The sequence below is a fragment of the Streptomyces sp. NBC_01478 genome (genome assembly GCF_036227225.1).
In the GTDB taxonomy this organism is placed as follows: Bacteria; Actinomycetota; Actinomycetes; order Streptomycetales; family Streptomycetaceae; genus Streptomyces.
Genome location: NZ_CP109444.1, coordinates 10,827,317 through 10,838,923 on the forward strand (window position 1 = coordinate 10,827,317; position 11,607 = coordinate 10,838,923).

The following is an 11,607-nucleotide window of genomic DNA, read 5'->3' on the forward strand; positions in this document are numbered from 1 at the left end:
ACGCTCTCCGCGCACACTCTCGACCAAGGAGAACCGGCATGCCCGCCGCACCCCCGGCCCGTCCCCGCATCCTGTACGTCACCGACCTGGCGTACCCGGCACGCGGGCGCCGCTACGGCGACGAGGACATCGACCTGACGTCCCGGCTGCGCGCTGACTTCGACCTGGCGCTGTGTCATCCACTGGACGCCGCCGCGCTGATGGACGGCTTCGACGCGGTCGTGGTGCGCAACAGCGGTCCCGTCCTCGGCTACCAGAAGGAGTACGACGCGTTCCGCGAGCGCGCGCTCCGCACCGGGACCCGGGTCTACAACCAGCTCTCGGGCCGGGCGGACATGGCGGGCAAGCAGTACCTCCTCGACCTGAGCGCCGCCGGCTTCCCAGTCATCCCGACCGTCGACCGGGTCGAGGACCTGGACCGCCTGCCGCGCACGGACCGCTACGTCGTCAAGCCGAAACTCGGCGCCGACTCGATAGGCCTGGAGATCGTGACGGCCGACCGACTGCCCGCCCTGGCCGACGGGAGCGTCCTGGTCCAGCCGTGCGTCGACTTCTCGTACGAGGTGTCCTTCTACTTCGTCGACCACGACTTCCAGTACGCCCTGTACGCCCCGGACACCGAGCGGCGCTGGCACCTGGAACCGTACGAACTCGCCCCCGGCGACCGGGAGTTCGCGCAACGGTTCATCGACTGGAACAGCATCGACCACGGCATCCAGCGCGTCGACGCCTGCCGTGCCCCGGACGGCCGACTGCTCCTGGTCGAACTGGAGGACCTGAACCCCTACCTCTCCCTGGACGCGCTCGACGCCACGCGGCGGGACGCCTTCGTCGCCGCGCTGACGGCGTCCCTGCACCGGTTCGTCCGGGCGTCACCGTCCCGGGGCGAGTGAGCGCGTGCCGCGCTGAACTCCGGCGGCCGTGCGCGCGTATCTCTCCAGGGGGATGGCTCCGTGCGCGCGGAACGGAAGGAGAGCAGTGTGTCTACACCGCCCGAACCGGGATCGTCGTCCGGCGGCCCGGTCCTGGAACCGGCCCGAGTCCTGCGTCGCCGCCGCTCCGACAACCTCGCGGAGCTGCTGCGGGAGACCCGCCGGGACTCCTCCGTCTTCGAGTCCGTGCCGGTGCCCCGGACGATCTTCGGTTCCGAGGCCGAGACACAGGAACTGCCGCCCGTACCCGGTGAGTTGCACCCGCTGTCGACGACGGGTCCGTTCGGGTCCGAGCCGGCCACCGGTCCCTTCGGGCCAGGGCTGCGCCGGGCCGCGATCGTCGTCGGGGTGAGCGCCGCCGCTCTGGTCGGCTTCGCCTGCGCCCTCCTGCTGCCCGGCCGGGGAGAGGCCAGCACCGCCCAGCCGGTCGCCACACCGACCCCGGTGGTGTCCGCCACGGTCACCACCACGGCCGACCCGGACGGCGCCGGCACCCTCCGCGAGGGCGACAGCGGCTCCGAGGTGAAGGAGCTGGAGGAACGGCTCCTGCGCATCCCCAACGTCTACGAGAACGGCTCCACCAGCGGCACGTACGACGCGACCCTCACGGCCGCGGTCGCCCGCTTCCAGCTCTGGTACGGCATCCGGGGCGACGAGAACGGCGTGTACGGCGACGACACCCGCAAGGACCTGGAGTCGCGCACGACGCTCGACGCCGGCCAGTAGTCGCACGGTGTTTCGAACACGTGGCAAGGCCTGCGGAAAGTCGGCGGCCGTGGGGCCGTAGCGCCTCATCATGGACAGTGCGGCGCCGCAGGTCGGCGGTGTCGTGCCCGTTCCGAACCGAAGGCCACGCCGATGAGCGGCTCGCGCGTCCCGGGTCTGATCCTGCCCGGAGTCCTTCTGCTGGCCCTCGTCGTGGGCGTGTTCTGGTACTGGCTCCACCGCGACGACGACTGACACCCCGACCCGGGGTCCGGATCAGCGTCCCGTGCTGTGCCCGACCAGCGCCTCGGTCACCGCACGCACGCTGCGCGCGATGTGCTGGAGCTGGAGCACCTCGGCGGCGTACAGCTTGATGGTGTGCTCGATGACCGACTCGGGCAGGCCGATGCCGGGCAGGTCGGCCCGCGCGGTCTGCAGGGCGGTGCGGGCCACGCGGATCTCGTGCTGGACCTGGATCTGCGCGTGCCGGGCGAGCAGCACGGGGTGGCGGATGAACGCGGGGTAGCTGGCGTAGCGGGCCGGCACCAGCTCGCGCAGCCACTTGGCCGCCGAGCGCTCCCAGTCGTAGCTGCCCGGGGTCTTGACCTGGCAGGGCCAGTCCTGGCTGATGCGCGTGGTGGTCAGTTGCATGTCATCGCTTCCGGATGTGCGGCGTCGCGGGGGTGGGTCGACGGTGGGTGGCGGCCCCGGCCCAGGGGATGACCGGGGCCGCCCTGGGCGCTCGCGCAGGCGATGCCCTACCGAACACACCCGGCGCCGACGCGGGTAGGAGACGGCGGCTGGGTGTGCTCGTGCGAGGGCCCCGGGAGGCAGGTGTCGCCGGCGCGGCGGGTGGAGCGGAGATGCGCATGGGCGGACCGGGCTTTCTCGGGGCGGGTGCGATCCGTGAGCAGTATTTATATATGCCGTCCGCTTTGCAAGACGTATGAAAACATTCATGCGTGAAATAGGCGGATCGATGCCCTTTTGAAGTGATTCGAGAGGGGGGTGTCGGGTCAGTCCCGCATGAAGAACTGGTGCTGCTCGGCGATCTGTTCGTAGTCCTCCAGGCGGGCCTGGGTGCGCTCCGGATCGGCGTCCGTCATGGCCTGGAGCAGCGCGGAGGCCATCACGCCGGGCGCCGCGTACGAGTCGAAGACCAGGCGGGAGCCGGTGCCGGTGGCGAAGGTGACGTCGGCCTCGTCGGCCAGCGCGCCGAGCGCCAGATCGGTCACGAGGGCCACCTTGAGGCCGGCGCTGCGCGCCACCCGAAGCGCCGTGAGCGTCTCGTGCGCGTGCCGCGGCATGTCGAACGCCAGCAGCCAGGTGCCGCCCGCTTCGCGCGACTGGAGGATCGCGTCGTAGGCGACGCTGCCGCCCCGGGTCACCAGCCGTACATCGGGGTGGATACGGCGCGCGGCGTACGCGAAGTACTCGGCCAGCGAGACGGAGATGCGCAGCCCGAGGACGGTCAGCGGGGTCGACGCCGACAGATTGCGGCCGACCTCGATCAACCGGTCGGGGTCGGCGAAGTCCCGGCGCAGGTTCTCCAGGTTCTCGATCTCGGCGTCGACCGCGGCCTGCAGTTCGTTGCTGCGGTTCTCCTCGGCCGCCGGACCGCCCGCGAGGGTGCGCAGGGCGATCGCCTGCAGCCGCTCGCGCAGCGCGGGGTAACCGCTGAAGCCGACCGCCGCGGCGAACCGGGTCACCGAGGGCTGGCTGACGCCGACGCGCTCCGCGAGATCGGTGATGGAGAGGAACGCCGCCTCGGTGATGTGCTCGATCAGGTACTGGGCGATGCGGCGCTGGCCCGGCGACAGCCGTGGCCCGTCGAAGAGTTCCCTGAGTTGGGACGTCGGTGCCGCGCCGACTTCCGGGTCGGTTTTTCCCGAGGTGATCACGGATGCCTGGGCGCGTGCCTGCTGCGGCGATGGCACCGGTGCGCCTCCTTTGTCTCCCACAGCCACTCAACATAGCTCACAGAGCGTTGTGACCAGAGGGCGATCAGCGCCGGTAGATCGTGATCGAATGACCGACTTGATCGATCGGACGACTGCTGTCGATCAACTCGGCCAGTTTTCCCGTCGCCTTGTCGATCGAGGTGTCCGAAACGACCAACAGCCCGTGCACCTCGCGCAGCCCTGCCTTGCGCGGATCGGACGACTCGATGCCGTAGTACGACGGCACCCCACTGCCCTTGTAGACGAGCCAGATCCGCTCGCCCGCGTACCGCTCGCGGAGCCGGTCGGCGAGGCGGCCGAGGTCCTGGCCCCAGTCCACGTTGGAGTCGTGCAGCCGCAGATAGGTCTTCGACGGACCGCCGAACGCCTCGTTGGAGTACGGCAGATAGTACGGAAACGTCCGCAGCGAACTGACCGCGACGAACGCCACCAGCACCCCCGTGGACAGCGCGGCCCACCGCCACCGCAGCGCCGGCACACAGGCCGCCGCGACCGCCAGGAACATCGGCACGAAGATCGCGTACCGCGTCCCGAAGTCCCGCGAGCCGTCCATCGCCGCGCCCAGCAGCACGGCGGTGGGCAGCAGCAGATACGGCGCCGCCGGCCGCGACCGCCGTACCGCCACCACCGCGACGGCACCCGCCGCCCACAGCGCGATCATGCCGAGCGGTGTCTTCACCAGCAGGGCCACCGGCAGGTAGTACCAGTGCGACCCGGTGTAGAGGTGCCCGAACAGGAAGCCCTGCCACGGGTAGTCCTCCAGACCGAACTGGATGCGCATCCCGTCGAGGAACGCCTGCGGGAACGGCAGCAGACCGACGACCTGCCCGCGCAGTCCGTGGATGACGGGCACCGGTTCGGTGGACGTGAACCGCAGCCGCGGATCGACGGCGAGATACGACGCCCAGACGACGGCGACCGTCACCAGCGCCACCACGGCCGCGCCCCCGACCCCGAGCACCAGCGCCCGCCGCCGGGCGGCACGGTCGGCCGGGCGGCGCGCGGACCACACCGACACGGCGGCCAGCAGCATCAGCACCGGTACGGCGGGCAGGGCGCTCATCTTCGTCGCCACGGCGGCCCCGAGCGCGGCCCCCGCGAGCGGGACGTACAGGAACGGGCGCCGTCGGGCCCGCCACAGCAGCCAGACCGACGTCAGCAGAAAGCCGGCCTGCGGCACGTCGAGGGTGGCCAGCGAGCCGTGCGCGACGACATCGGGCGAGAACGTGTACAGGGCGAGCGCCGCCAACCCCCGTGCCGCGCCCACGAGTTCACGGGCGAACGCGAACACGACCAGCCCGAACAGCAGGGTCAGCACGATCACCGGCAGCCGGGCCCAGAACATCAGCCGCCAGGGGTCGTTGCCCGACTCGTACAGCAGATGGCGGCCCAACTCCCCCTGATCGCCACGGTAGTTCGCATCGAAGTGCGGGTCGGCGAGGGCGATCCCGGCGGCGATCACCAGTTTCCCGAGGGGCGGGTGCTCGGGGTTGTAGTCGAGGCTGTACTCGCGCAGATAGACGGTGGCCGTGGCCACGTACACCGGCTCGTCGATGGTCGGTGTCTGCTCGACGGCGGTCGTGATCATCACGGCGGCCATCTGCGCGAGGAGCACCACCACCAGGAGCGGCAACAGCCACCGCCTGTGGCGCCGCAGCCCGGCGTGGAGGCGGGCCGGCCGGCTCTCCGTGGCGCGCGGCGGAGGGGGCCCGCCGTCGCCGAGCGTGCCGGGGTCGAGGACCGAGTGCTGTTCGCGCGCCATCATCCGCCCTGCGGTGAGGCCGGCCGCGCGGTGGCGGGAGCGAGCCGGAGCCGGGTCATGGCCCTACTGTCGCATCGCTCCCGCCACCAGGGGCGTCACCGCTTCAGGAGTCGTACCGACAGACCTTCCGCCGTATACACGGGTACGGCCCGCAGCTTGTCCGAGTTCAGCGTGATGCTGTCGAACTGGCCGCGCAGCGAGGAAGCGCTCAGGACCCGCACCGTGGAGCCCGCCGCCGGCGGGTGCTCGGCGTCGAACCGCAGGGACAGCGTGCTGCCCTTGCCGAGCGTCGCGCGCCGGGTGACCTCGACGGCGGGCTGGTGGCCCGAGCGCAGCGTGACCTCCAGGCCGGCGGACTGCTGGGCGTAGGTGCCGTGGATCTGCACGGACTCCGACACCCGCAGCGAGCCGCCGAGCACGCTCACGTCACCGTGGCCGAGCGCGTGCGCCGAACCGGCCACCAGCGCACCGGACTTGAGGACGGTCCCGCCGGTGTACGCGTTGTGCCCGGTCAGCGTGAGTGTCCCGGTGCCCTGCTTGGTCAGGCCGCCGCAGCCGTCGATGTCGTTGCGCCAGGCGTCGGCCGCGCCGAAGCCCCCGGCCGCCGCGTCGAGGGAGACGACGACATCGGAGTCGAAGGAGCCGTAACCGTCCGCCGCCGCGAAGAGGTTGAGGCGGCCCCACTGCTCGAAGCCGTCGAGCAGGACGTACCCGGAGGGCAGCGCGGTCGTGCGCAGCACCTCGCGCCGCTGGTCCGCGGAGAGGTACGGCAGCCGGGTCTCCAGCAGCACCTCCGCGCCCTTCGGCACGGTCAGCGCCTTGTCACGGCCGCTGCGGGTCAGGACGTAGGTGAACTTGGGCTCCACGACACGGGAGTTGGTGCTCCGGTCCGCGTACGGGTCGGTCGCGGTGGTTGCCGAGTGGGCGTAGGCGTACAGGGTGTCCGCCGTCGTGCCGGTCTTCGCCTCGAAGTAGGCGAGGGCCTGGGCGCGCGCCGCGGCCTTGAGCGTGGCGTTGGCCGGGTCGGCGAGCGTGGCGGCGGCCAGGGCGGTGGCCATGATGCGGCCGCCGATGACGTCGACCGTGGAGTGCATGCCGGCCATGATCCGGGTGTGGCTCAACTGGTAGGTGCGGGTGACCAGTTCCTGGAAGCGCTCCGGTACGGCGTACGCGTAGGCGAGGCCCGCCAGGTGGAAGGCGTTGGTGTGACCGCTGGGGAAGCCGCCGTCGTCGACCGGTGACGTGCTGCGCTGGCGCAGGAGTTGCGGGGCGACGACCACCTTGGAGTCGTAGACCGGGTAGCCGAGCGCGTCGACCGTGCCGGTGTCGACGACCTCGCTCTTCTCGTTCATGCGCCACGGACGCGGGTACTGGTAGGCGTACTTGCCGGGGTTGCCCGACGCGTAGTTGCCGCGCACGGTGTCGACGAGTTCGGCGACCTTGCCGAGCGCGGAGTCGTGCGAGCCGGCGCCGAGCGCGGAACCGGCGGGCGCGTCGGCCGGGACGGCGTCGCTGATCGTGGTGGCCGGGGTGCCGTCGGGGGCGCTGGTGATCGAAGTGACCGCCAGGGCACCGGACTTGTACAGGTCGGCCAGCGGACCCAGGCCCGCGATCATCGCGTAGCTCTGGTGCTGGCGGTCGTAGAGGAACGCCTCCTTGGCCTGCGCCTCGGTGCGGCGGGTGGTGAGGTCGACGCAGTAGCGCATGTTGGCGCGCAGGATCTCGGGGCGCAGCGGGGTGCCGGTGTTCCAGGCGGCGCCGGTCTTCCATATCTGGGCCATGCCGCCGAGGACCCGGACCACGGCGTTGGTCTCGGGCGTCAGGTTCGCGATGACGTTCGTCTTGTAGTCGTCGACGAACGCGAGCGGGGCCGTGGCGGCCTTGGCGTCCGCGGCGGCCAGCCAACTGACCAGCGTGGGCGCGGCGACCACCCCGGCGGAGGCGCCGAGCGAGGTCTTGAGGAAACCACGTCTGTTCACGGCGAGTCGACCGGCGTCAGTGCGGTGCCCGGCGGGTGACGGCATGGGTGTGCCTCTCTTGAGTTCTACGGCCGTTGCGGCCGGCCAGGTCCTGGGACCAGGGAGGGGTCGTGCGATCGGCTGTGGTTCGGGGTGCACCGTACGACGCGAGAAAGCGCATACGTCAACTGGTGCGTACGTGCGAAGATTTGCGCCGGGTCGTGTCCCGTCGGAGGGGGTTCGGCGTCCGGCGCGTGACCCCCGGGTGAACGGAGGCCGTGCGGTTCACAGGATCGTTCGGGCCAGCGCCACCGCGCCCTCGACGGGCGGTACCCGGATGGGCTGCGGCCGTGCCCCCGGCACCTGTTCGGCGAGCGCGCCGGTGAGGGCTTCGTACAGGCGGGGCTGGGCGAGGACGGTGCCGCCCGAGACCACCACGTCATCGACGGGGACGCCGCGTTCGGCGAGCCGTACGACGAGTGCGGCGAGAGACCGGCCGGCCTCGGCTATCACCTCGCGCGCGAGGAGCGAGCCGGCGTCGGCCGCGGTGAAGACGACACGGGCGTGGCGGCCCCAGTCGGCGGAGACGTCGGAAGCGCTTTCCAGCGCGGCGCCGAGCGCGGGCACTTCGGCCACGGCGAACGCCTCGACGAGGCCCAGGGCGAGTCGGTCCGGGGCCTCGCCCCGGTCGTGCGCGGCCCAGGCGGCGCGGGCCGCCTCGCGGACGAGACCGGCGGCGCCGCCCTCGTCGCCGAGTACGGCGCCCCAGCCGCCGACTTGGAGCCGGGTGCCGTCGCCGAGCAGGCCCACCGCGACGGAACCGGTGCCGGCCACCAGGCCGACCCCCTTGTCCAGTCCGGCGGCGGGGACGAGCAGTTCGGCGTCGCCCACGACGAGTGCCGGCACGCCGAGACGTTCTTCCAGCGCGGCCCGGATCTCGGCGCACTGGCGGGGTGTCTCACAGGCGTGCCCGCCCACGGCGACCGCGGACGGTCGCGCGTGCGCGGGCAGGGCGTCATGGAGCAGCGCGGTCAGCCAGTCGGCGGCGGTCGCGGGGTCGTGCGGCCGCCAGCCGCTGCTCGCACGGATGTGGTCGGCGACGACATCCGTGCCCGCGCAGGCGCGGAGATGTGTCTTGGTGCCACCCACGTCGATGCCGACCACGAGGGGCATGGAGTCCTGCACGGAACCTCTTTCGTCGTTGCGCTGTGCTGCGACGGTGGGCGAACCGTGTCCGGGGGAACGGCGGTTGAAGCACTCGGGAAGCCCCGGGACGGGCTTCTGACGGACCACGGCAGGCGAGTACCGTGACGTTCGTTAGGAAGTTAACTAACGAAGTACAGTGCGTCAAGAGTCGTCGCGAACTCGGTCACAGGGACCGTTGCCCGGGCCCGCGTGACGTCAGGACATCCCATCGCCGCATCCCATGGACACCCTCCGGGAGCGCGGCCTGTGAACTGGGGGAAGTGTGGAACACGTCGTGGCGCAGGCGTCTCGGCTGACCGAGAGCGCGAGCGCGGTGTTCGAGGTGCTGGCCAGAGCCGGCAGCGCGACCCGGCCGCAGCTCGCGACCCTCGCGGGCCTGTCCAAGCCGACGGTGTCCTCCGCCGTCGTGGAACTGGAGAACGTCCGGCTCGCCGCGCACTCCGGCACCGCCTCCGGCGGCACGGGCCGCAACGCGGCCGTATACCGTCTCGGCCCCGCCGCCGGTGCCGTACTCGCCGTCGACCTGGGCCCGGCGCTCACCCGGGTGCGCGGCTGCGCCCTCGACGGCACCCTGCTGGCCGAGGCCACCGGCCCACGGGAGGACGCGGCGGCCGCGGTCCGCGAGGCCCTCGACACACTGCCCGCCGGCACCCCGCTGCGCACGGTCGTCGTCGCCGTCGGTGATGTCGCCGCGCGGGACCGGGCGGGCGCCGGGATGCGTCCCGCGACCGCCAAGGCGGGCCCGGTGTTCGACGCCATGACGGTCGCGCTGCCGCCGGATGTGCCGGTCCACCTGGAGAACAACGTCAACTGCGCCGCGCTCGCCGAGCTGCACGAGGGCGCCGCCCGGGGCCGGCTCTCCTTCGGCTATCTGCGGATCGGCGTCGGTATCGGTCTCGGCATCGTCGTCGGCGGCCAGGTGCTGCGCGGCGCGAACGGCGCGGCCGGTGAGCTGGCCCGGCTGCCCTACCCCTGGGACGACGCCGTGGAGCCCCGCAGAGAGGCCCTGGAGGAGTACGTCGGCGCGCGCTCGCTGCTGCGCCGGGCGGCGCAGGTCTGGCCGGACACCGGCGAACCGTGCCCCGGCAGTGCGGACCGGCTCTTCACGCTGGCCCGGCAGGGACACGGCACGGCGAGCGCACTGGTCGGCCGCCACGCCGCCGACGTGGGCAGACTCGCCGCCGCCGTGGCCGCCGTACTGGACCCGGGACTGATCGTCCTCGGGGGCAGTACGGGCACGGACCCGCAGCTTCTGCCCGGGGTGCGGGCCGAGCTGGGAAGGCTGAGCTGGCCCACCGAGGTGGTGAGCAGCACGGTCGGTGATCTCGGCACCGTGGTGGGCGCCGCCCGGCTCGCGGTCGCCAGAGGAGTCCAAACCGTGACCGATGGTGCGGGGGCGAAGGATTGACGGCCTCCGACTCGGTCTGCCAATGTCCGGACAAGCGCTTTCTAAGTCGGTCGGGACATCGACTTGGGGTGAGCCTCCCGCCCGTACGCGACGTACGGCAACCGCATCAGGGTGAGCTTGTGCGGCAGCGGCCGAGAAGGCCGGGGATGTCACCCGTTCAGAATGGCGAGGCCGGGCGAGGCCGCGCCCCCGGAAAGCGAAACTCTCTGCACAATGCACCCGTGCCGCCTCGGCTGGCGCCGTGCTTCTTCCGCTACGAAGAAAAGGGTTCGAAGATGACCAGTGTGAGTATGCGGCGCTCCCGCCGACTCGGCCGCCACGGCATCCGCCGCCTGGTTCCTCTCGCCGCCGCGGCCTCCGCAGGAGCCCTCCTGCTCTCGGCCTGCGGGGGAGGATCCGGCTCGGGCGGGACCTCCAAGTCCCTGACGTTCTGGATCTCCACGGTTCCGGGACAGGACGCGGGCTGGAAGAAGCTGGTTGCCCAGTACAAGAAGGAAACCGGCGTCAGCGTCAAGCTCGTCAACATCCCCTACGACGGCTACCCGACGAAGCTGCACAACGCCGCGCAGGCGAACTCGCTGCCCGACGTGGCGGACGTGCCGGCGCTGGACCCGATCTGGTCGAGCAAGCTGATCGACCTCAGCTCCATCACGAACAACAAGACCAACAAGATCAACGCCAACTTCCTCGCCAAGGACTCGTCCGGCAAGGTGCTGGCCATCCCCTCGGACGTCACCGCGTCCGGTCTCTTCATCAACAAGTCGCTGTTCGAGAAGGCCGGCGTCGCCGTCCCGGCCTCGCCCTCGGACACCTGGACCTGGACCGAGTTCATCGCGGCGGCCAACAAGGTCCGCGAGAAGACCGGCGCCAAGTACTCCCTGACCTTCGACCAGTCGCCGTCCCGACTGCGCGCCATGGTGTACGAGATGGGCGGCAAGTACGTCCACGCGGACTCCTCCGGCAAGTTCTCGGTGGACGACGCGACCAAGAAGGCCGTGAAGTACTTCGTCGGCCTGAACGACGACAAGGTCATGCCGAAGTCGGTGTGGACCAGCGGCGCCGACCCGTCGGCCATGTTCCAGAGCGGTGACGTCGTCGCCTACTGGTCCGGTGTCTGGCAGGTGCCCGCCTTCGCGGACAGCATCAAGAAGTTCGAGTGGGCGAGCGTCCCGACCCCGGCCCAGCCGGTGCAGGCCAGTGACGTCAACAGCGGCGGCATGATGGTCGGCTTCAACAACAACAGCGCCGCGGCCACCGCCGGGAAGAAGTTCATGTCCTGGGTGTACGAGCCGAAGAACTACACCGAGCTGGTCGAGAGCTCCGGGTTCCTCCCGGTCGAGAGCGGCCTGAGCCCGAAGTACCCCTTCAAGTCGGCGGCGGCGCAGGCGGCGTTCAAGCTGTACAACGAGGAGATCCCGCTCTACGCCCCGATCTCGGGATACTTCAACGGCGCGCAGACGGCCTGGGTGCTGAAGGGCAAGAGCCTCACCACCGACCCGACCAAGACGGAGCTCGGCAAGGCGATCAACGGCCAGCAGTCGGTCGACAAGGCTCTGGACAACATCGTGGACGGCTACAACACGGCGGTCGGCAGCGGATCGTAGGCCCAAGGGCCCGGGCGGCGGGGATCGAGACACCGCCGCCCGGCCCTGGCCGTCCACGAGACGCCGGGCTC

9 protein-coding genes are annotated in these 11,607 nt (G+C 71.2%); 4 read left to right on the forward strand and 5 right to left on the reverse strand.

What is annotated here, in order from left to right:
• Positions 1-38 precede the first annotated feature (38 nt).
• Positions 39-893 (forward strand): hypothetical protein, encoded by an 855-nt coding sequence (locus tag OG223_RS48080; protein WP_329263507.1) that lies wholly within the window; start codon positions 39-41, stop codon positions 891-893.
• 87 nt (positions 894-980) lie between these two features.
• A complete protein-coding gene (locus OG223_RS48085) occupies positions 981-1,658 on the forward strand; it encodes a peptidoglycan-binding domain-containing protein (RefSeq protein ID WP_329263508.1) in 678 nt (225 codons plus the stop codon).
• A gap of 255 nt (positions 1,659-1,913) precedes the next feature.
• On the opposite strand, the gene OG223_RS48090 is transcribed toward OG223_RS48085, so the two are convergent.
• From OG223_RS48090 to OG223_RS48110, 5 genes are all read right to left on the reverse strand, one after another.
• Positions 1,914-2,288 (reverse strand): hypothetical protein, encoded by a 375-nt coding sequence (locus OG223_RS48090; protein ID WP_019064417.1) that lies wholly within the window; start codon positions 2,286-2,288, stop codon positions 1,914-1,916.
• A 365-nt stretch (positions 2,289-2,653) separates the two neighbouring features.
• A complete protein-coding gene (locus tag OG223_RS48095; protein WP_329263510.1) occupies positions 2,654-3,574 on the reverse strand; it encodes a MurR/RpiR family transcriptional regulator in 921 nt (306 codons plus the stop codon).
• Positions 3,575-3,641: 67 nt separating this feature from the next.
• The gene (locus tag OG223_RS48100) at positions 3,642-5,363 is read right to left on the reverse strand and encodes a phospholipid carrier-dependent glycosyltransferase (RefSeq protein WP_329263511.1); all 1,722 of its coding nucleotides are present in this window, start codon (positions 5,361-5,363) and stop codon (positions 3,642-3,644) included.
• A gap of 92 nt (positions 5,364-5,455) precedes the next feature.
• Positions 5,456-7,384 carry a phosphatase PAP2 family protein gene (locus OG223_RS48105; RefSeq protein ID WP_329263513.1) on the reverse strand — a complete coding sequence of 643 codons (1,929 nt, stop codon included), beginning with the start codon at positions 7,382-7,384 and terminating at the stop codon, positions 5,456-5,458.
• A 219-nt stretch (positions 7,385-7,603) separates the two neighbouring features.
• Positions 7,604-8,503, reverse strand: a complete 900-nt coding sequence (locus tag OG223_RS48110; protein ID WP_329263515.1) for an N-acetylglucosamine kinase — start codon at positions 8,501-8,503, stop codon at positions 7,604-7,606.
• A gap of 295 nt (positions 8,504-8,798) precedes the next feature.
• Here OG223_RS48110 and OG223_RS48115 point away from each other — a divergent pair, with 295 nt between their 5' ends.
• Positions 8,799-9,932, forward strand: coding sequence for an ROK family protein (locus tag OG223_RS48115; protein ID WP_329263517.1), 1,134 nt, complete (start codon positions 8,799-8,801; stop codon positions 9,930-9,932).
• A gap of 275 nt (positions 9,933-10,207) precedes the next feature.
• Positions 10,208-11,536, forward strand: coding sequence for an ABC transporter substrate-binding protein (locus OG223_RS48120; RefSeq protein WP_329263519.1), 1,329 nt, complete (start codon positions 10,208-10,210; stop codon positions 11,534-11,536).
• The last annotated feature ends 71 nt before the right edge of the window (positions 11,537-11,607 follow it).